Consider the following 21519-nt stretch of genomic DNA (forward strand, 5'->3'; position numbering starts at 1 on the left):
GGAGAGATAAGTAATGAATATTACGTTTCGTTGGTATGGTAGAGACAATGACACAGTAACACTAGAACAAGTAAAACAAATTCCAGGTACAAAAGGGATTGTATGGGCACTTCATCAAAAACCTGTAGGAGAAGTATGGGAAAAAGAAGAGATTAAATCGGAAATCGATTATATCCAATCATTTGGTTTTCATGCAGATGTGGTAGAAAGCGTTAATGTACATGAAGCGATTAAACTAGGTAATAGTGAACGAGATCAATATATCGAGAACTATAAAGAGACGATTCGTAACCTAAGTGAATTTGGAGTTAAAGTAATTTGTTATAACTTCATGCCAATTTTCGACTGGACTCGTACAGAAATGTTCCATCCTTTAGAAGATGGTTCCACTGCTTTGTTCTTTGAAAAATCAAAAGTGGAAAATTTAGATCCACAAGAACTAGTGAAAACAGTTAGTGAAGCATCTGATTTAACTTTACCAGGATGGGAACCGGAAAAAATGGCTCGCATCGCGGAATTATTCGATGCTTATAAAGAAGTGGATGAAGAAAAGCTTTGGGAAAACTTAGCGTACTTCTTAAAAGAAATATTACCGGTTGCAGAATCTGTCGGTATTAAAATGGCAATACATCCGGATGATCCTCCATACTCTATTTTCGGATTACCAAGAATTATTACGGGTGAAGCAAGCTATGAAAAGCTAATCGAAATTTCTGATTCAGCTGCAAATGGTTTCACGATGTGTACAGGTTCCATGGGAGCAAATCCTGAAAATGATATGGTTCAAGTAGCTAGAAAATATGCTTCGCGTTCGCCATTTTCTCATATCCGCAATGTGAAAATTTCAGAAAATGGAGACTTCGTAGAAACTTCCCATTATACATCTGATGGTTCCATCGATATAAAAGGGGTTGTACAAGAACTTCATAAGCAAAATTATAATGGGTACGTAAGACCGGACCATGGTCGCCATATTTGGGGAGAGGTTTGCCGCCCAGGATACGGATTATATGACCGCGGATTAGGAATTATGTATTTACTAGGTTTGTGGGATGCATATGAAGCGAAAAAAGTGGAGGAGTCAGTATGATTCCGTTACATGAAAATTTAAAAGACCGTGTAGCAGTTATTACTGGTGGCAGTGGTGTTTTATGTTCGGAAATGGCGCGTGAACTTGCGCGCCAAGGTGTAAAAGTAGCTGTTTTAAATAGAACAGTTGAAAAAGGACAAGAAGTGGTTGCGGAAATAGTGAAAGCTGGTGGGTCCGCCATCGCTTTACAAGCGGATGTACTTGACAGAGCTTCATTAGAGAATGCAAAAGAAGAAACGTTAAAAGCATTTGGTAAAATTGATATTCTTATTAATGGTGCGGGTGGAAATCATCCAGATGCAATAACGGATAGTGAAGTTTACGAGGAAGATATAGAAGGAAAATCATTTTTTGAGCTAGATGAAACAGGATTTTCTACCGTATTTTCAACGAATTTTACAGGAACATTTTTGGCTAGCCAAGTGTTTGGAAAAGAATTACTTAATTCGGCAGCTCCTGTCATTATCAATTTGTCATCAATGAGTTCATACTCTCCAATGACAAAAGTACCTGCTTATAGTGCGGCAAAAGCATCTATCAATAATTTTACGATGTGGATGGCAGTTCATTTTGCTGAAACTGGATTGCGAATCAATGCAATTGCTCCAGGTTTCTTCTTAACAACACAAAATAGAAATTTACTATTGGATGAAGAAGGAAACTATACAGCAAGATCCAATAAAATTATTACAGCTACTCCGATGAAACGATTTGGTAAACCGGAAGATTTACTAGGCACATTACTCTATCTGGTAGATGAAACTTGTTCGGGATTTGTAACAGGAACAACTATTCCGGTAGATGGCGGATTTATGGCTTATTCTGGTGTATAATAATTTTCAATAGAATAGAATAGTAAATGGGGTTCTTAAAATTGAAAAATATTACAATCGCAGATGTAGCAGAGCATGCAAAGGTTTCTAAAAGTACCGTCTCTCAATATTTAAACAAACGATACGAGTATATGAGTGAGAAGACTCGTAAAAGAATTGAAACTACGATTGAAGAGTTAAACTATATTCCTAACAGTGTAGCGAGAAGCTTGAAGCAAAAATCGACCTTCACTGTTGGGGTTATTGTAGCTAATATTTTGCATTCATTTTCTACACAAGTCATTCGAGCAATTGAAAACTATTTTCATGAAAATGATTTTCATATTATTGTATGTAATGCCGATGATGAACCGAAAAAAGAAAAAAAATATATCGAAATGTTACTTGCTAAACAAGTGGATGGCTTTATCATCTTCCCTACAGGTGGAAATTTAGATTTATATGAAAATATAAAGAAGCAACGTATACCAATTGTTTTTATGGATAGAAAAATCGACGATATGAATATTGCGACAGTCATGTTAGATAATGAGATGGCAGCTTCCATTGCAGTTGATAGGTTTGTTGAAAGCGGTTTCGATAGAATAGCAATTATTACAATGTCGATTATTCGGAATATTAGCCCTCGAGTAGAGCGGATAGAAGGATATAAAAAGGCACTCCATCGACATGGTCTGAATTTGTATCCGGAGTATATTAAAACGGCAGATGTACATGATATTCAGCAAGTTATACATAAGCTATTTATATTAGAATCACCACCTGAGGCAATCGTAGCTGGTAATGATATTGTACTGGCAGCATTACTAAAATATTTGAAAGAACATGATTTAAAGATACCAGAAGATGTTGCAGTAATAGGTATCGATGAAGTGCAATTCGCCAGTTTCTTTTCACCACCAGTAACGACTATTTCACAACCGGCAGTAGAAATGGCGAATAATGCGGTAAACCTATTATTAGACCAAATAAATAACAAAAACAACACGAACGACACCGGCATAGTCAGATTACAACCGAGTTTAATAAAAAGAGAGTCCTGTTCAAGAAGTAATAAATCGATTTAGTTATAAAAACATTCAGACAGTAAGGGGTAAAATATATGTTTACTAAAGATAAACGCGCTGTGCTTATTCTGTTATTTTTAGCAGGAGTTATCAACTATCTAGATAGGTCTGCTCTTTCAATAGCGGCACCATATATTAAAGATGATTTAACGTTAACCGCAACGCAAATGGGGATTATATTTAGTAGTTTTTCTGTTGGATACGCAGTTTTTAACTTTTTAGGTGGGGTTGCATCAGATAAGTATGGTGCAAAAATGACGTTACTAGTTGCAATGATCGTTTGGTCATTATTTAGTGGTGCAATTGCACTTGCAGTAGGATTTGTAAGTTTGATTGTTATTCGTATTTTATTTGGAATGGGAGAAGGACCGCTTTCAGCGACTATAAATAAGATGGTCAATAACTGGTTCCCAGCGGATCAGCGAGCGACCGCTGTCGGTTTAACAAATAGTGGGACACCGCTTGGCGGAGCAATCGCAGGTCCAATTGTAGGATTTATTGCTATTTCTTATGGGTGGAGAATTTCATTCGTTATCATTATGCTAATCGGATTAGTTTGGGCATTCTTCTGGTGGAAGTTTGCGAAAGAAAAACCAGCAACACAAGTCAAAAAAAATCAAATAAAAGAAGTAGCGGAAATAGCAGCAACCACAGAGCGAAAAATTCCACTAACATTTTATTTAAAACGCCGTACTATTTTATTCACTGCTTTTGCATTTTTTGCATATAACTATGTTTTGTTCTTCTTCTTAACATGGTTCCCAAGCTATTTGATCGATGCGCGTGGATTAAGTGTAGAAGACATGAGTATTATTACAGTTATTCCTTGGATTGTTGGATTTATCGGTCTTGCAGCAGGTGGATTTGTTTCAGACAGATTCTTCAAAAAGTTTGCTGGAAGAGGCGTACTTTTTGCTCGTAAAGCTGTATTAGTTCCTTGTTTATTTATTTCTGCTGTATGTATCGGTTTTGCAGGACTTGTTTCTACAACACTTGGAGCAGTATCACTAGTTGCTCTTTCCGTTTTCTTCCTTTACTTAACGGGAGCAATTTATTGGGCAGTTGTACAAGATGTTGTTGACCAAAGCAATGTTGGTTCTGTCGGTGGATTTATGCACTTCCTAGCAAACACAGCTGGGATTATTGGACCAACATTAACAGGATATCTAATCGATACTACTGGTACGTATACAGCAGCATTTTTATTGGCTGGTGGACTAGCAGTATTTGCATCGATTGCTGTAATATTCTTTGTTAAACCAATAATGAAAAAAGCAACTCTAGCATAAATAGATTTTCATAGGAGTAGCTTAGTAGCTGCTCCTATTTTTATACATAATAATGAGAGGTAGGTATTCATATGACTGTTAACCAATCAATTATTCAAATTCATGCTTCTGATAATGTGTGGATTACACTGAAAGATGTAGAACATGGGGAACATCTTCAAAAGGAAAGTTTTACAATTGCTGCTCAGGAACCCGTTCGTCGTGGACATAAAATTGCTATAAAGCCTATTAAAAAGGGCGAGAACATTATTAAATATGGTTTTCCTATCGGCCATGCAACGGAGGACATAGCGGTAGGCGATTTTGTTCACTCGCATAATGTAAAAACAAACTTAGAAGGAGAATTAAATTATTCTTATAAGCCAAACGAAAAGATTTTGACAGACCCTCCCAAAAAAGATACTCCCACTTTCCTTGGGTATAAGCGTGAAAATGGTGATGTTGGAGTAAGAAATGAATTATGGTTGATCAATACAGTCGGGTGTATTAATAAAGTAGCTGAAAACCTGGCAAAAATGGGGAATAACGTGTTAAAAGCACCTAATTTCGATGGCGTACAATATTTTTCCCATCCATATGGTTGTTCGCAGTTAGGAGATGACTTAGAGTATACGCAAAAAATACTTGCAAATTTAATCCATCACCCAAACGCAGGAGCTGTAGTAGTACTCGGGCTAGGTTGTGAAAATAATTATATTGATTTATTCAAAGAAGCTATTGGGGAGTATAATCCAAATCGAGTAAAATTCATGAGCGTTCAAGCAGAAGAGGACGAAATGGAAAAAGGACTTGAATTGATGACAGAAGCATTCGAATATGCAACTTCATTCGAACGTGAAGAAGTTCCTGTATCTGCCTTGAGAATCGGCTTGAAATGTGGGGGCAGTGACGGGCTTTCTGGTATTACAGCTAATCCTTTATTAGGTTCTTTCTCGGATCGACTTATTGGATATGGAGGATCAACTGCTTTAACAGAAGTTCCTGAAATGTTCGGAGCAGAAACGATTTTAATGGAACGAGCTAAAGACGAAGCAACGTTTAATGATATTGTTCATCTCATTAATGATTTCAAACATTACTTTATCAAATACGATCAACCAGTTTATGAAAATCCTTCTCCAGGTAACAAAGAGGGCGGTATTACGACATTAGAAGAAAAATCATTAGGCTGTGTTCAAAAAGGTGGTTTTTCCACTGTTCAAGATGTAATTGAATATGGAACTCGCATAAAAAATAATGGCTTAACGTTAATACAAGGTCCAGGCAACGACTTAGTTTCAGTTACAGCACTTGCAACATCTGGGTGTCAAATTGTCATCTTTACAACCGGAAGGGGTACGCCATTCGGTGGTCCAACACCAACCGTAAAAGTATCTACGAATACGCCACTTTCTGAGAAAAAGAAAAACTGGATTGACTTTAATGCAGGAAAGCTTGTGGAAGACGTTTCTATGGAACAAATGACAGACAACTTTTTCGACTATATTGTAGATGTAGCTTCTGGGAAAAAGTTAACGAACAATGAAGTATTTGGTTTCAAAGAAATAGCGATTTTCAAAGATGGAGTCACTATGTAAGGGGGGCGAGATGAAAAAAATGGTACAGAAGTTAAATCAATTAACGTATAACGAAATGTCAAGTGATCCAATAAAGAATGATTATCCAATCCGTATTATGCAAGTAGGGGATGGAAACTTTATTCGTGGGTTTATCGACTGGATGATTTACGAGTTAAACCGAAAAACAGAATTTCAAGGTAGTATTGTGTCGCTACAAGCTACGCCAAGGGGAAAAACGGTTCCTAAACTGCAACAACAAGATAATTTGTTTACTTTACTATTGCGCGGAATTCAAGACGGTAAAATAGTGAATGAAAAACATCTAGTAGATTCGATTTCCAAATCAATTAATCCTTATACAGACTGGAAAGAAACACTCAAATTAGCAGAACAAGAGGAATTGGAATTTCTATTTTCCAATACAACAGAAGCAGGCATCAAGTATGAAAAGGAACCTTTTTCGGAAGAAACTTGTCCTCTTTCATTTCCGGCGAAAGTAGTTTCACTTCTATATCACCGTTTCCTTCATTTTAATGGAAATCCAGATAAAGGGTGGACAATCATTCCTTGTGAGCTTATTGAAAACAATGGAGATGAGTTAAAAAAGATTTGCTTACAACTTGCAAAAGATTGGGAGCTTTCTTCCGACTTTTTCACTTGGCTAAATGCAGCATGTACATTTTGTAATACACTGGTTGATCGAATTGTACCAGGCTATCCCACAAACGAAGATACTAAATTATTTGAGGAATTTGGCTATGAGGATGAGCTTTTAACTGTTGCAGAACCATATCATTTATTTGTCATAGAAGGACCAGCTTTCGTACAAGAAAAACTCCCTTTTCAAGCAGCGGGATTAAATGTTCAATTTGATGAAGTAGATCTTTATAGAGAATTGAAAGTAAAGCTTTTAAATGCTCCCCATACGATGCTAGCATCTATTGGACTTGCATTAGGTATTGAAAGTGTCCGAGAAGGGATGGAAGATAGACTCGTTTCTTCCTTCGTTACGGGTGCTTTAAAAGAAGAAATTCGTGAAACTTTACCGTCTGCTGGAAAAGAAAAAGCATTACCTTTTATAGAGCAAGTTTTTGACCGATTTGCTAATCCTACTATTTATCACCGTTTAGCAGATATTAGTTTAAATAGTTATGCTAAATTTAAAGCTAGAATATGGCCAAGCATATTCCAATACACGAAAGCATTTGGACACCCTCCAAAAAGATTAGTTTTTGCTTTTGCAGCATTGCTTTATTATTTTGAAGGAGTACATATAAATCGTAAGTATGAAGTAAAAGATGATTTACGTATTATTCAAAAGTTCCAAGCATTTTACAATGAATTAAATCATTCACTAGAACAAACAACGCAATTTATCGAAACGATAATCATGGAAGATTTCTCAGAGTCAAAAGAAAATATTGCAGATATAGCATTAGCTGTAGCGAAAGAATTTCTCTTTATCCGGGAAGTTGGAATGAAAGCTGCGCTAGAAAAAATAGAAAGAGAGAGTGCCTTATGAAAGTAATCACATGTACAGAGCCAGGAAAAATGGATGAAATTACATTAGATAAACCAGAAATTCTTGCGGATGGGGAAGTAATAGTTGCTATTAAGCGTGTTGGTATTTGTGGCACAGATATCCATGCATTTGGAGGCAATCAACCTTTTTTTAGTTATCCACGTGTTTTAGGTCATGAACTTGCGGGAGTAATTGAAGCTACTGCTAGTGATGTAGAAAATATACAAATTGGAGATAAGGTAACGATTATCCCTTATTTACATTGCGGAGAATGTTTGGCATGTACAAGTGGTAAAACAAATTGTTGTACGCAAATGCAAGTGTTAGGAGTTCATGTAGACGGGGGAATGGCTGAATACTTAAAAGTTCCTGCCAGTCATGTATTCGTTGTGAACAGTCTGTCTTTAAATGATGCTGCAATGGTAGAGCCTTTAAGTATCGGAGCGCATGCAGTCCGTAGAGCAGCGATTCAACAAGGAGAAACAGTACTTATCATTGGTGCAGGTCCAATAGGTCTTGGTGCAGCCCGGTTTGCCAAACTGCAAGGTGCAAAAACGATTATGATGGATATTAGTGAAGAACGTCTGCGATTTGCCAAAGAATGGACTGCATGTGACGTAACAGTTGCTGCAACGGATGACGCAATAGAAAAGCTAAAAGAAGTAAATAACGGCTCTCTTCCTTCTGTTGTCATGGATGCAACTGGCAATAAACAATCGATGACGACTGCATTTAATTATGTGAATCATGGAGGAAAGCTTGTGTATGTGGGACTTGTAAAAGATTCTATTACATTCTTTAATCCAGATTTCCATGCGAAAGAACTAACGCTTCTTGGTAGTCGTAATGCGACAAAAGAAGATTTTGAATATGTTATTAGTTGCTTAGAAAAGGGACAAGTTTCCTCTAGCTATGTGACAAACCAAATTCAGTTTGACGAGGTAAATTCATACTTCCAAGCTGGAAACTTCCGTACAAATAAAACGTTGATTACTGTAAGTGAATCTTAAAACAAGGAAAGCCCTAGACTAATGTTTAGGGCTTTTTTGCATTGTATGAGATATATAGGGAAAATGGGGCGTAAGGTATGCTAAAAAAACAGAATTTTATCCAGTTTTCTAATTAAGCAAATCCAGTAAATGGCTTTGGGCAACCAATTGATCGTTGAAAGCAACTAAATCTACTCCGAAAGCAACTAAAATCGGCGCGAGGGCAACTAAATTGCATATGAAAGTAACTAATTCATAAAGCACCAAGCTTACTTGAAGTGAGAGGACAATGGTTTTGACATATTCGAGGAATAATTTGTCTTAAAGCCAGCCGAACTCACTAGGCAACATCTGATAGACCGGTTTTGTCGTGTTCAGCGATCTTATCGTTGAGTTCGAAATACCTTTTTTGTCGTGTTCGCAGTGTATATTGTCTCATTCAACCACTTATTGTTAATTTCGGACACTGATATATAAGTATTTTCCATTGATTTTCGATGCAGACGTCGACTCCTGCCGAGGCCAACAGGATGTTGGTCACGAAGGAGTTGCCACACGATGTGGCGCTCTTAGCCTTTGTTCCTCCGTTGGGCAAATGAGCCATTCCAACGTACGCCTAAGGGCGGCGGGGATGGCTCATCGCACACCCGGCGGAAAGCGTACGACTGCATCGAAAATCACTGCGGTCACTTCATTCAACTCGCTAGAATGTATTATATCTATAAGTTGTCCTATCGACTGCATAATTCATCTTCTAATGTGTGCCTGAGCTACATTCCAAATCTTCCTACGATCACGCAGAAGATATTCTTTTTCATATTAATCTCCCAAAATATTTTTATTTTCAGTATAATGAAATAGTAAGTGTTTTACTATTTACAAAGGGGATGGAGAAATGAATTTTGATTTGACGCAAGAACAACAAATGATCCGTAAAACGATTCATGAATTTGCGGATGAAGTAGTCGCGCCGGGCGCAATTGAGCGAGACAAAACGAAAGAGTTTCCAAAAGAAATCTTTAAACAGCTAGCCGACATGGGGATGATGGGCTTGCCGTTTGCAGAAGAGTACGAGGGAGCAGGAGCAGATACAGTTAGTTTTGCAATTGTAACAGAGGAGCTAAGTCGTGCTTGTGCATCAACAGGTATAACTTACTCTGCACATATTTCACTTGGAGGAGCACCTCTAAACTTGTTTGGAACAGAAGAACAGAAACAAAAATATTTAGTACCAATTTGTACAGGAGAATCATTCGGAGCATTTGGGTTAACAGAGCCTAACGCTGGATCAGATGCAGGAGGAACTCAAACGACTGCAAAAGAAGATGGTGGAGACTTTGTGATTAATGGTAACAAGTCATTTATCACAAATGCAAGCTATGCCAAGCATCTAGCATTAACGGCAATAACTGATGTAAAGGATGGGAAAAAAGAAATATCTGCGATTATTGTACCAACCGATGCAGAAGGATTTAAAGTTATCGATAATTACGAGAAAATGGGCCTTAACGCTTCTAATACGACAGAATTAGTAATGGAGAATGTTCGCGTACCGCAAGAAAACTTGCTTGGAAAACGTGGTAATGGATTTAGACAATTTTTAGTGACGCTTGACGGTGGACGAATCGGTATTGGAGCAATGGCAGTCGGAATTGCTCAAGCTGCATTTGACCGTGCATTACGCTATTCAAAAGAACGAAAACAATTTGGTAAAACTTTATCTGAGTTCCAAGTAACGCAATTTAAGCTAGCAGATATGGCGATGAAAATCGAATTGGCTCGAACAATGGTATATAAAGCGGCATGGTTGAAAGACCAAGGGCGAGCGTTTGGAAAAGAAGCGGCTATGTGCAAACTGTATGCTTCAGAAATTGCAATGGAAGTGGCAGATCAAGCAATTCAAATTCATGGCGGATATGGGTATATGAAAGAATATGAAGTAGAACGTTTCATGAGAGATGCGAAGCTATTAGAAATAGGAGAAGGTACATCTGAAGTACAGCGCATGGTAATCGCAAGACATATCGGTTGCTAAGTCGAAATTATGTCTAAATTGTCACAAAGAAATAAAACTTCCCCCTTAGGACTTTTCGTTTTCACTAGAATGCAGTACAATATTAGTGTTGACTAATTCTATTTAGAAAAGTACATACTCAAGAGGGAGGGTAAATTATGAAAAAGAATCCAATTATTCCGTTTTTATTAATTATGGGATTTGGTATTGGTTTAATTTTCTTCTTATCGATTCAAGGTGTTAATAACAAAGAAGAAATGGCTGCTACAGAAGAAAATGCTGAAGGCGGCGGTGAAGCTGCATCTGCAGGAGAGTTCGACCCAGAAGCACTAGCTCAAGGTAAATGTATCGGATGTCACGGTAACAGTTATGAAGGACAAGGTGCTTTCCCATCACTAGTAGGAACACCACTTTCAGAAGATGAAATTAAAGACATTTTAGCTAACGGTAAAGGTGCAATGCCAGGTGGTTTAGTACCAACTGAAAACATCGATGCTATGGCTGCTTGGGTTAAATCATTAGAATAGTATCATTTTAAAAAGATCATCGATTCTATAAAAGAATCGAGGTCTTTTTTAGTTTTTGTTATAATGAAATGTGGAAGAGGTGTTTACTATATGAATGCAAAAAATTTATCGGAAAGACTGAAAACAGTCGCTTCTTTTGTTAAAAAAGATACTATTTTAGCGGATATCGGAAGTGATCATGCTTATTTGCCTTGTTATTTAGTACATACAGGTATTATTACACAAGGAATTGCAGGAGAAGTAGTAAAAGGTCCTTTTGAATCGGCCCAAAAGCAAGTGCGAAGTGAAGGGCTAGCACAACAAATAGACGTCCGTTTTGGAAATGGGCTAGAAGTAATTCAAACAGCCGACAATGTGCAAACTATTACCATTGCGGGTATGGGCGGGCCACTCATTGCTTCGATACTGGAAGCTGGAAAAGAGAAACTTTCAACTGTTGAAACTTTAATCTTACAGCCGAATGTACATGCGAAAGCGATTCGTGAATGGGCCCAAAAAGAGAATTGGAAAATCGTGAATGAAACAATACTAGAAGAGCATGACAAAATATACGAAATTGTTGTCCTTCAAAAAGGTGAAATGAAACTAACAGAACAAGACTTGCTTGTTGGTCCTTTTTTGAAACAAGGAAAATCAGCTGTATTTCTTAAAAAATGGACAAATGAATTACGCGAATGGCAACGCATCATGGACCAATTAAATAAATCGGCAGTATCCGGGGAAGTACAACAAAAGAAAGAAGAGCTCGAAAGAAAAATCGCTTTAGTGAAGGAGTCGTTATAAACATGAAGCAAACAAATGGTCAACAGATCATCTCTCTCTTTGAACAATGGGCACCTAGATCATTAGCTGTCGAAGGAGATTCCGTTGGACTTCAAATAGGTACACTTAATAAGCCGGTTTCAAAAGTACTTGTTACACTTGATGTAAACCCAAAAGTTGTACAAGAAGCGATCGAGCTCGACTGTCAATTAATCATCGCGCATCATCCTCCAATTTACCGCAAAATGAAAAATATGCGGACAGATTTACCACAAGGAAAAATGATCGAACAATTGATCAAGCATGATATTGCTGTATATGCAGCACATACGAATCTCGATATAGCAACTGGTGGCGTAAACGATTTATTAGCCCATGCATTGCAACTAGAAAATGTGGAAATTTTAGAGCCAACCACTGCAGATAAGTTAATGAAATTAGCAGTATTCACGCCAAAAGAGTCAACTGAACAGGTAAGAAAAGCTTTAGCAAACGCGGGAGCTGGTCAAATCGGTGACTATACAGATTGTAGCTTCATCTCACAAGGCGAGGGACGTTTCCAACCGTCTAGCGATGCAAATCCTTATATTGGCCAAGCAAATGAGCTTTCAATTGTGGAAGAAGATAAAATAGAAGTAGTTTTACCAAGCGCGATTAAAAATCGTGTGTTAAAAGCATTGCTTACTACGCATCCTTACGAAGAGCCTGCGTATGATTTGTATGAAATGGATCTAGAAGTGAACGAAAGAGGACTAGGAAGAGTAGGCACACTTCCAAATTCGGTTAATCTTGCCGACTACGCTCGAACAGTGAAAAAACAATTGCAAGTTCCCTTTGTACGTGTAGTAGGTGAGTTGGACAAACCTGTTCAAAAGGTAGCGGTATTAGGTGGGGATGGAAATAAATACATCCAAACTGCAAAAAGAGCAGGTGCAGACGTGTTGATCACAGGAGATTTATATTTTCATGTAGCTCAAGATGCGGAAGCGATAGATTTAGCAGTCATTGATCCAGGACATCACATAGAACAAATTATGAAAAAAGGCGTGTCCGATTATATGAATACAATGTGCAACAATAAAAATATCACATGTACGTTTATCCCATCTAAGCTTTCTACAGAACCATTTCAACTAATCTAAACAAAAAGAAGCTGCTTCCCATTTATAGAAGCAGCTTCTTTTTGTTAGTTATTAATTGGATACGGTTCAATACGTTCCACTGGTTTTGGTACTTTAATTTTTGGTAATATTTTTTCTGGCATTACTTTTTTCGTTGTATCATGTGTTGTAGGATCTTTTGGATCGTATTTCTCTAAAAACTGAATAACTTCTTTTACTATTGGGGTAGGAGTAGATGCACCAGCAGTAACCGCTACATGGTTTACATTTTCTAACCATTCAAGTTTTAAATCTGAAATGTCCCCAATACGATAAGAAGGTGTCCCTGCGATTTCCTCGGAAACTTGTGTTAGTCTATTAGAGTTATTACTCATCGGATCTCCAACAACGATTAATAAATCCGCCTCTCCAGCTTGTTCTGCAACAGCTTCTTGTCGGACTTGTGTCGCTAGGCAAATTTCTTTATGAACTTCAATATGTGGATACTTTTCTTTTAAACTATCCATTAAATGCACGACATCCCACTGCGACATTGTCGTTTGGTTCGTTACGAGTAATTTATCCGTTTCAATTGATAAGTCTTCCACATCTTTTAGTGTTTGAACAAGATGCACTTTATCGGGAGCGACACCAATCGCACCTTCTGGCTCGGGGTGACCTTTTTTGCCGATATATACGATGTCAAAGCCTTCTGCCGTTTTTTCTTTTATAAGGTCATGAGTGACAGTAACATCAGGACAAGTTGCATCAATCGATACCAAGCCTTTTTTACGAGCCAGTTCCTTTACTTCAGGAGAAACCCCGTGTGCTGTAAAAATAACAGTACCTTCGTCCACTTTGGAAAGAATATCTAAACGGTTTTCACCGTCTAATGTAATAATTCCATCTTGTTCAAATGCATCTGTTACATGTTTGTTATGGACGATCATTCCTAATATATATATTGGCCTTGGAAGAGAAGTGTCGAGTGCAGCATTACGGGCAATAATCATTGCATCCACTACACCATAACAGTATCCCCTTGGCGAAATTTTTTGTACAATCATTTCAGAAACTCCCTTCTGGTACGAACCTATCTCTATTATAGCGGAGCCCTAACATGAATACAAAAGTTTAACTTTTTTTAAAACGGTGGTTGGAAAATACGTGGAAGTGAAAGACCATTTGTCACTGCGGCCGTACTTGCTGCAGATGAAGCAGCAGATGCGGCATTTGTAGTAGCTGCCGCTGCAGCAGTCGCATTTGGAACATTTTGAAATCCACGGTATAACTTCAATAGTGCAGGTACATTTTGAATCATAGGAGCGTATTGTCTTACCATAGGGGTGAGCTGTTGGGCGGTATTTAAAAATTTATCGGCAGTTTGTAGATAGGACATTGCTTTACTAGGACCTTGTGCCGCCTGTGCAGCTTGTGATGCTCCTTGTGCCATGCCACCGAATGGGTTACTCGATTGCATACCGCCAGCCATTCCTCCTAATGGGTTATTCGATTGCATTCGCCCGGCCATATTTCCAATATTGCCCAAAAAGTTACCGGTAGGACTATTTGGTCCCATATTGGAAGCTAAATTTCCAAGATTACTTAAAAATCCACCGCCTTGACCAGTAGGTGCTGAGGGAGCAGAGAAGTTTCCTAGACCCCCACCAAAAAATCCATCAGCAGGCGAAGAAGGTGGAACTTGGGGAGCTCCCATAAAATTCATGAAACCACCGCCAATGTTTCCTGCTTGAGAAAACGGGTAAAAAGATTCGTAGCGCATTTTTTCATCTCCTTTCGAACAAATAAAGACTAATCTATTCTATGCAAATTATACGTTTTATGTACAATCGTGGTACAATAAAGAAATGTGAGGGAGGGACTAAAATGTCCAAATATACAGATTACAATTTTCAGCCTTTTTTACAAAACGCAATCGATAAATTAGGCTTCCAAGAACCAACGCCGATTCAAAAAGAAATGATTCCTTTAGTGTTAAAAGGAAAAAGTGCGATTGGTCAAGCACATACTGGAACAGGAAAAACACATAGTTTTTTGATCCCAATTGTTGAAAAAATAGATGCTAGTAAACAAGAAGTACAAGCAATTATTACATCACCAACAAGAGAGCTTGCAACTCAAATTTTTAAAGAGTTGAACAAGCTAGTAGAAGGTACGGAGATTCAAACAAAATTATTTATAGGTGGAACAGATAAAGTACGTTCCATCGAAAAGTTAAAAACACAACCGCAAATTGTCGTAGGTACACCAGGTAGACTTCGCGATTTAACCGTGGAGCAAGCATTACTTGTGCATACTTCCAACATTTTAGTAGTTGATGAAGCAGATTTAGCATTCGATTTAGGATTTATCAATGAAATCGATCAATTCGCATCTCGTATGCCAGAACAACTGGAAATGTATGTATTCTCTGCAACAATTCCAGAAAAACTACAACCTTTCTTAAAAAAATATATGGATGCACCCGTTCATATTAAAATTGGAGACAAACGTCCGGTTGCGGAAGGAATTGATTTTACTGTAGTACCAGTGCGTAGTAAATCACGTAAAAAACGCTTACTTGAAGTTATGGAAGGAATCAATCCATATTTAGCGATTATTTTTGCTAACACAAAGCAAAATGCTAATGAAGTAGCGAATTTTTTACAAGAAAACGGTATAAAAGTTGGCGTTGTGCACGGTGATATCGCTCCTCGTGAACGTATACGTGTGATGAAGCAAATTCATGATTTAGAATTCCAATATATAGTCGCAACGGATCTGGCAGCACGTGGTATTGATATTCCTGGTGTAAGCCATGTCATTAACTATGAAATTCCGGATGATTTAGAATTTTTTATTCACCGAGTCGGAAGAACTGCGCGTGCAGGACTTACTGGTTTAGCTATCACATTATATGAGCCATCGGATGAAGATGCTTTAAATCGTATCGAAAAAATGGGCATAACATTTGAACATAAAGATGTGATAAATGGTGAATGGTCTGAGTTAAAAGAAAGACATGCTCGTAAAAACCGTCCGAAGATGGAAAACGAAATAGATGCAAAAGCAAAGGCACTAGTGCGTAAGCCGAAAAAAGTGAAACCTGGCTATAAACGTAATATGAAATGGGAAATGGAAAAAGTAAAGAAAAAAGAACGTCGGATTAAGAACCGCAAGAAATAAGGGGGATATATCAATGCTTTTAGGTTCACATGTTTCGATGAGTGGGAAAGAAATGCTGCTTGCGTCAAGCAAAGAAGCAGCATCCTATGGTGCAAATACATTTATGATTTATACTGGTGCACCTCAAAATACGCGTAGAAAACCAATAGAAGAATTGAATATTGAAGCCGGACTGCAACATATGAAAGAAAACGGATTGTCTAATATAGTTGTACATGCTCCGTATATTATCAATTTAGGGAATACAACAAAACCAGAGACATTTGCTTTGGGAGTCGACTTTTTACAAAAGGAAGTAGAGCGTACTGCAGCAATTGGTGCAACTCAAATTGTATTGCATCCAGGCGCGCATGTTGGTGCTGGAGCAGATGCTGGTATCGCAAAAATAGTAGAAGGTTTAAATGAAGTACTAACACAAGATTATCCGGTACAAATCGCATTGGAAACGATGGCCGGGAAAGGTTCTGAATGCGGACGCACATTTGAAGAACTAGCGCAAATTATAGATGGTGTGACGAATAATCATCGTCTATCTATTTGTTTAGATACATGTCATATTCACGATGCTGGCTACGATGTCGTAAATGATTTTGATGGTGTCTTAAACGAGTTTGATAAAACGATTGGGCTTGATCGTTTAAAAGTACTTCATATCAATGATAGTAAAAACGTTCGCGGTGCAGCAAAAGACCGACACGAAAATATTGGATTTGGAGAAATAGGATTTGAAGCATTATTGCATGTTGTGCATCATCCACAACTCAAGGAAATTCCAAAAATTTTAGAAACACCTTTTGTTGGAGTAGATGCGAAAACAAAACAAGCTCCTTATAAAATAGAAATTGAAATGCTTCGTTCGAAATCATTTACACCAGATGCAATCGACGCATTACGATAATATATTTAGTACCCTCTTCTAGCGAAAAGAAGAGGGTGCTTTTTCAATTATCTCTTTATACAAAGCAGTAGCACGTTGTTCACCGAGTAAGCCAATTAGCTTCTGCTGGATTGCAAGAGGTACCCCTAACACAAGCCATGATAAGGAAATCTCTTTTAATAGGGGATGTACTCCATCTAATTCTTTATCGGATAATTTAATGTCGAATCCTTTTAAAATTGTTTTAAACTCTTTTTTAGAACAGCTTTGTAATTGCGCAATAAACTTCGTAATATCCATCTAAACTTCCTTTCAAGTATTATTTATTTACATCAGACAAATTTTCCTCTATACTTGTATATTGTAAATCGTAACGATTATGAATTAGAATAGAGGAAATTATACATGGCTACACCATTAATACAATTAGACAATATATCCTATCAATATGAACAAACAAAAGCTTTGACAGATATTAATTTAACGATTGAAGAAGGGGATTTTTTAGCGATTATTGGTCCGAATGGATCTGGAAAGTCCACTTTATTAAAAATTATGCTTGGATTATTAAAACCGACAAATGGGAAAGTCCTACTATTAGGCCAACCAGTTGATCAATTTAAAGAAAAAGAGCAGATTGGTTATGTTTCCCAAAAATCAAATGCATTTAATACAGGTTTTCCTGCAACAGTTGCGGAAGTAGTACGAAGTGGACTGGTGAAAAAAATTGGTTTATTTCATCGTTATCCAAGCAATGTTCATTTAGAAGTTCGACAAGCACTAAAATCAGTAGGGATGGAGAAGTTTGCACACCGAAATATTGGAGAACTTTCTGGTGGTCAGCAGCAACGTGTATTTATTGCTAGAGCATTAATAAGTAATCCAAAAGTTTTAATACTCGATGAGCCGACAGTAGGTGTGGATAGTAAAAATGTTCGTTCATTTTATCTTATGTTATCTCATTTAAATCGGGAACATAAGATTACAATTGTTTTAGTAACACATGATGTGGACGCCGTATCGAAAAGTATTAGTCATGTAGCCTGCCTTAATCGGACAATACATTTTCATGGCTTCAAAAATGATATGGACACAATGAGTGATGAACAACTAGAAGCTTGGTATGGGCATGCAGTTCGTAAAGTGGATCACCCGAGTGAGGTGCAAGTATGATAGAGTCGATATTTCGCTATGAGTTTTTACAAAATGCCTTTGCATCTGGCTTAATCATTGGAGTGATTGCACCACTTCTAGGCGTGTTTATCGTCGTACGAAGATTGTCTTTAATCGCCGATGCGCTCAGTCATGTGACGCTTGCAGGTATTGCAGGGAGCTTGTATTTAAGTCAATCCATTAGTGTGCTAGGGTTTTTGAATCCATTGTATTTAGGTATTGCTGCATCTGTAATGGGTTCCTTGTTTATAGAACGTCTTCGGAGAGTGTATAAGCATTATGAAGAGCTGGCAATTCCGATCATTATGTCAGCTGGACTTGGTTTCGGTGCAATATTCATCTCTCTTGCTGAAGGATTTAGCTCTGATTTATTTAGTTACTTATTTGGATCTGTTTCAGCAGTAAGTAGACAAGATTTATGGATTGTAGCTATTATTGCACTGATCGTTGTATTATTTCTAGGTTTCTTTTTTAAAGAATTATTTGTTTTATCTTTCGATGAAGAATATGCAAAAGCATCGGGACTACCTGCAAAATGGATTCATGTGTTGTTTATGGTCGTTACAGCATTAGTGATTGCAGGCTCGATGCGTATTGTAGGTATATTGCTAGTGTCTTCTTTAATTACTTTACCGGTTGCTGCAGCGATGCGCATTGCGAAAAGCTTTAAACAAGCGATAATTTTCTCGATTGTTTTTGGTGAATTGGCGGTTATTGTAGGCTTAGCAAGTGCATTTTATTTGGATTTAGCGCCAGGTGGAACAATTGTAGTCGTTTCTATTATTATACTACTTCTAACAATATACTTTAAAAAATGGATGAAGAAGGGAGTTCCAGCACAATGAATATTGAAAAAGCATGGGATATTCTGAAAAAAGAAGGATTTAAAAAAACGGACAAGCGTGAACAAATTTTAGAGATTTTTTCGCAAACGGAAAAATATATTACGGCAAGAGATATTTTAGATGTAATGATGGCGGAGCATCCTGGGATGAGTTATGATACGATTTATCGAAACTTAAGTACATTTGTAGATTTAGGTATTTTAGAAGAAACAGAACTGACTGGCGAAAAGCATTTTAGAATGCAATGTGAAGCAGAACATCATCATCATCATTTCATATGCATGTCTTGTGGGAATATAAAAGAAATTAACTATTGCCCAATGGAGACGTTGCAAAATGCGATTCCTGGATATGAAATTGAAAATCATAAATTTGAGATATATGGAAATTGTCCAGAATGTCATTAATAAAACCTCCACCGAATTTTTTGGTGGAGGTTTTATTGTTCATGTATTTGTTGTAATTTAAATATGTCTAATTCATTTTTGGAGGTTTTTTGGTATGTAAAAGTTACTTCATTTTTAATATCCCGCATTTCTCCCTTTAAAGAAGATAGGTCACCGTGTATTTTGTGAATATCCATTGAAAGGCTTTCTAGTTTTGCATCTGATTCTTCTTGTCGATTGAAAATTGCCTTTGTTAATTGCGTATTTTCTTCTAATTGGGCTTTTATTGTTGCTTGGTTGCTCTTTATAATAGTAATTTCATTATTAATAGTAGCTAATTCATTGTTAATACCAGTAATTTCGCTTTTAATACCAGTAAGTTCACTTAAAATTTGTTGCAATAGTTTTTCACTCAACTCATTTTACCCCCTTTTTGTTGTTAATTCGATCTGCTTCTTGCTAAGATTATAACATCTGTTTTGCTATTAATCATGTAATTTGTCGAAATAGAATAGATGAAAAAAAGGACCTCGTCTACTGTGGACGAGGTCTTTTGAGTATTATTTATTTAAGGATAGTGCAAATTCTTTTTCGATCCAGTTGTTCGCTTCGATCCAATTATTTACGCGAATGACTCCAGTTGGAGCAGGTTGTTGATTGTAAGGTGTGTTAAATAATAATACAGGAATGTCTAATTCTTCATGTATTTCAACCGCATTATCATGCTTGTCTTCGAAGAACGCATGGACACCATGTTTTCTAGCGGTTTCAATTTTATTATGTGTACCGATTAACTCGATATGATCGTAAAGCAACTCTTGCTCTTTAAACCAGTTAAGCGTAACATCCATTACATTTTCGCCACGTGCAGAGATGAAAAATAGTTCATATTTTTCTTTCCATGCAGATAATACGGCATGAGCATCTGGCTGAATAGGGGAGGTTGCGTAAATCGTTGCTTCCGATTTTTTAAACCACTCATAAAATTCTTGTTCACTTACTGGAAAAGCTTTTGTTAAGTCATATTCTTTAATATCACTTAATTGTAAATTACATTTAAATGCTTCATTAATATGTGGAAGCAAAGAAGTAGGGCATGTTACTGTCCCGTCTATATCGATTCCGAATCGAATATTCGTCATATTCCCGACCCCTTATGCTTGTTGTTTTTCTTGTTGTTGTTTTTGTTCGAGTTCTTGTTGCGCAAAATATTCTGCAGCAATTTTATCGATTTCAATTTTCAGTTCGTCGACCATTGTTTCTTCTGGTACTTTTCGTACTGTTTTTCCTTTACGGAATAGAAGGCCTTCTCCGCGTGCACCTGCAATTCCGATATCCGCTTCACGTGCTTCACCAGGACCGTTAACTGCACAGCCTAATACTGCAACTTTAATCGGTGCTTTAATATGTGAGATATACTCTTCTACCTCGTTTGCGATCGAGATCAAATCGATTTCAATACGTCCGCAAGTTGGGCAAGAGATTAAAGTAGCTGCATTAGATGATAAGCCGAATACTTTCAATAATTCTCTAGCAACTTTAATTTCTTCTACAGGATCCGCACTTAAAGATACACGAAGCGTGTTCCCAATACCCATCGATAGTAATGTACCAAGTCCTGCAGCACTTTTAATAGAACCAGCAAAAAGTGTACCTGACTCTGTAATACCTAAATGTAAAGGATAATCAAACGCTTGAGAAGCTTTTCTATATGCTTCCACTGCTAAGTTTACGTCAGAAGCTTTCATCGATACGATAATATCGTGAAAATCTAAGTCTTCTAGTATTTTAATATGGTGAAGTGCGCTTTCTACCATTCCATCTGCAGTAGGGTAACCATATTTCTCTAAAATTTTCTTCTCTAGAGAACCAGCATTTACACCAATACGAATTGGGATGCCTTTTGCTTTTGCAGCATTTACAACTGCTTCTACTTTTTCTTTACGTCCGATGTTACCAGGGTTAATACGAATTTTGTCTGCGCCTTGCTCGATCGCAATAAGCGCTAGTTTATAGTCAAAATGAATATCCACTACTAGTGGTATATTAATTCGTTTTTTTATCTCTCCGATTGAATATGCAGCGCGTTCATCAGGACAAGCGACACGAATGATTTGACAACCAGCTTCTTCTAATCGCAAAATTTCTGCAACTGTCGCTTCCACATCATGTGTTTTGGTTGTCGTCATACTTTGGATAAACAGTTCGTCACTGCCACCTATTGTTAAGTTTCCAACTCGAACGGGACGAGTTTTGGAACGATGAATTATTTCACTCATGTAATTCTCTCCTTCTCGAGG

22 protein-coding genes are annotated in these 21519 nt (G+C 37.3%); 16 read left to right on the forward strand and 6 right to left on the reverse strand.

The annotated features are described in order from the left end of the window. Nucleotides 1-13: 13 nt before the first annotated feature. The 11 genes from uxuA to ACIQ38_RS08470 all read left to right on the forward strand — a co-directional run bounded on the left by uxuA (nt 14) and on the right by ACIQ38_RS08470 (nt 12794). Nucleotides 14-1090, forward strand: coding sequence for a mannonate dehydratase (gene uxuA, locus ACIQ38_RS08420; protein WP_402820845.1), 1077 nt, complete (start codon nt 14-16; stop codon nt 1088-1090). Beyond that, nucleotides 1087-1923: an SDR family oxidoreductase gene (locus ACIQ38_RS08425; protein WP_402820848.1), complete on the forward strand. Its 837-nt coding sequence runs from the start codon at nt 1087-1089 to the stop codon at nt 1921-1923. The genes uxuA and ACIQ38_RS08425 overlap by 4 nt, the downstream gene beginning before the upstream one ends. 41 nt (nt 1924-1964) lie before the next feature. Further along, nucleotides 1965-2990, forward strand: a complete 1026-nt coding sequence (locus tag ACIQ38_RS08430) for a LacI family DNA-binding transcriptional regulator (RefSeq protein ID WP_402820851.1) — start codon at nt 1965-1967, stop codon at nt 2988-2990. 35 nt (nt 2991-3025) lie between these two features. After that, on the forward strand, nt 3026-4279 hold the full coding sequence (locus ACIQ38_RS08435) for an MFS transporter (protein ID WP_402820854.1): 1254 nt from the start codon (nt 3026-3028) through the stop codon (nt 4277-4279). Nucleotides 4280-4350: 71 nt separating this feature from the next. Further along, entirely contained in the window at nt 4351-5856 is a 1506-nt protein-coding gene (locus ACIQ38_RS08440) for a UxaA family hydrolase (protein WP_402820857.1), read from the forward strand. Nucleotides 5857-5866: 10 nt separating this feature from the next. Then, nucleotides 5867-7360 carry a tagaturonate reductase gene (locus ACIQ38_RS08445; RefSeq protein ID WP_402820860.1) on the forward strand — a complete coding sequence of 498 codons (1494 nt, stop codon included), beginning with the start codon at nt 5867-5869 and terminating at the stop codon, nt 7358-7360. After that, nucleotides 7357-8370, forward strand: a complete 1014-nt coding sequence (locus ACIQ38_RS08450) for a zinc-binding alcohol dehydrogenase family protein (RefSeq protein WP_402820862.1) — start codon at nt 7357-7359, stop codon at nt 8368-8370. Before ACIQ38_RS08445 ends, ACIQ38_RS08450 begins: the two co-directional genes overlap by 4 nt. An 874-nt stretch (nt 8371-9244) precedes the next feature. After that, nucleotides 9245-10384, forward strand: a complete 1140-nt coding sequence (locus ACIQ38_RS08455) for an acyl-CoA dehydrogenase family protein (protein ID WP_402820864.1) — start codon at nt 9245-9247, stop codon at nt 10382-10384. Nucleotides 10385-10521: 137 nt separating this feature from the next. Next, nucleotides 10522-10890: a cytochrome c550 gene (cccA, locus tag ACIQ38_RS08460; protein WP_402820867.1), complete on the forward strand. Its 369-nt coding sequence runs from the start codon at nt 10522-10524 to the stop codon at nt 10888-10890. Nucleotides 10891-10980: 90 nt separating this feature from the next. Then, on the forward strand, nt 10981-11673 hold the full coding sequence (locus tag ACIQ38_RS08465) for a tRNA (adenine(22)-N(1))-methyltransferase (RefSeq protein ID WP_402820870.1): 693 nt from the start codon (nt 10981-10983) through the stop codon (nt 11671-11673). A gap of 2 nt (nt 11674-11675) precedes the next feature. Continuing rightward, the gene (locus ACIQ38_RS08470; protein ID WP_402820873.1) at nt 11676-12794 is read left to right on the forward strand and encodes a Nif3-like dinuclear metal center hexameric protein; all 1119 of its coding nucleotides are present in this window, start codon (nt 11676-11678) and stop codon (nt 12792-12794) included. 44 nt (nt 12795-12838) lie between these two features. Here ACIQ38_RS08470 and ACIQ38_RS08475 read toward each other — a convergent pair whose 3' ends face one another. Both ACIQ38_RS08475 and vrrA read right to left on the reverse strand, forming a co-directional pair. Next, nucleotides 12839-13819, reverse strand: a complete 981-nt coding sequence (locus tag ACIQ38_RS08475) for a 4-hydroxy-3-methylbut-2-enyl diphosphate reductase (RefSeq protein ID WP_402820876.1) — start codon at nt 13817-13819, stop codon at nt 12839-12841. 77 nt (nt 13820-13896) lie between these two features. Next, on the reverse strand, nt 13897-14535 hold the full coding sequence (gene vrrA / locus ACIQ38_RS08480; RefSeq protein WP_402820878.1) for a VrrA/YqfQ family protein: 639 nt from the start codon (nt 14533-14535) through the stop codon (nt 13897-13899). A gap of 104 nt (nt 14536-14639) precedes the next feature. Here vrrA and ACIQ38_RS08485 point away from each other — a divergent pair, with 104 nt between their 5' ends. After that, nucleotides 14640-15938: a DEAD/DEAH box helicase gene (locus tag ACIQ38_RS08485; RefSeq protein ID WP_402820881.1), complete on the forward strand. Its 1299-nt coding sequence runs from the start codon at nt 14640-14642 to the stop codon at nt 15936-15938. Between the two features lie 13 nt (nt 15939-15951). Beyond that, nucleotides 15952-16836, forward strand: coding sequence for a deoxyribonuclease IV (locus tag ACIQ38_RS08490; protein WP_402820884.1), 885 nt, complete (start codon nt 15952-15954; stop codon nt 16834-16836). A gap of 18 nt (nt 16837-16854) precedes the next feature. Here ACIQ38_RS08490 and ACIQ38_RS08495 read toward each other — a convergent pair whose 3' ends face one another. Further along, nucleotides 16855-17115 carry a hypothetical protein gene (locus ACIQ38_RS08495; protein ID WP_402820887.1) on the reverse strand — a complete coding sequence of 87 codons (261 nt, stop codon included), beginning with the start codon at nt 17113-17115 and terminating at the stop codon, nt 16855-16857. 105 nt (nt 17116-17220) lie between these two features. Between ACIQ38_RS08495 and ACIQ38_RS08500 the strand changes: the two genes are divergently transcribed. From ACIQ38_RS08500 to ACIQ38_RS08510, 3 genes are read left to right on the forward strand one after another with little or no spacing between them, the layout of a single operon-like run. Further along, nucleotides 17221-17988, forward strand: coding sequence for a metal ABC transporter ATP-binding protein (locus tag ACIQ38_RS08500; RefSeq protein ID WP_402820890.1), 768 nt, complete (start codon nt 17221-17223; stop codon nt 17986-17988). Continuing rightward, nucleotides 17985-18833 carry a metal ABC transporter permease gene (locus ACIQ38_RS08505; RefSeq protein WP_402820893.1) on the forward strand — a complete coding sequence of 283 codons (849 nt, stop codon included), beginning with the start codon at nt 17985-17987 and terminating at the stop codon, nt 18831-18833. The genes ACIQ38_RS08500 and ACIQ38_RS08505 overlap by 4 nt, the downstream gene beginning before the upstream one ends. Beyond that, a complete protein-coding gene (locus ACIQ38_RS08510; RefSeq protein ID WP_402820896.1) occupies nt 18830-19240 on the forward strand; it encodes a Fur family transcriptional regulator in 411 nt (136 codons plus the stop codon). Before ACIQ38_RS08505 ends, ACIQ38_RS08510 begins: the two co-directional genes overlap by 4 nt. 32 nt (nt 19241-19272) lie before the next feature. On the opposite strand, the gene ACIQ38_RS08515 is transcribed toward ACIQ38_RS08510, so the two are convergent. The 3 genes from ACIQ38_RS08515 to ispG form a co-directional block, all read right to left on the reverse strand. After that, nucleotides 19273-19635 carry a hypothetical protein gene (locus tag ACIQ38_RS08515; RefSeq protein WP_402820899.1) on the reverse strand — a complete coding sequence of 121 codons (363 nt, stop codon included), beginning with the start codon at nt 19633-19635 and terminating at the stop codon, nt 19273-19275. A gap of 144 nt (nt 19636-19779) precedes the next feature. After that, the gene (locus ACIQ38_RS08520; RefSeq protein WP_402820902.1) at nt 19780-20361 is read right to left on the reverse strand and encodes a 5' nucleotidase, NT5C type; all 582 of its coding nucleotides are present in this window, start codon (nt 20359-20361) and stop codon (nt 19780-19782) included. Nucleotides 20362-20373: 12 nt separating this feature from the next. Further along, a complete protein-coding gene (ispG, locus tag ACIQ38_RS08525; RefSeq protein ID WP_402820905.1) occupies nt 20374-21498 on the reverse strand; it encodes a flavodoxin-dependent (E)-4-hydroxy-3-methylbut-2-enyl-diphosphate synthase in 1125 nt (374 codons plus the stop codon). Between the last annotated feature and the right edge of the window lie 21 nt (nt 21499-21519).

The organism is Psychrobacillus sp. NPDC096389, from assembly GCF_044762855.1.
In the GTDB taxonomy this organism is placed as follows: domain Bacteria; phylum Bacillota; class Bacilli; order Bacillales_A; family Planococcaceae; genus Psychrobacillus.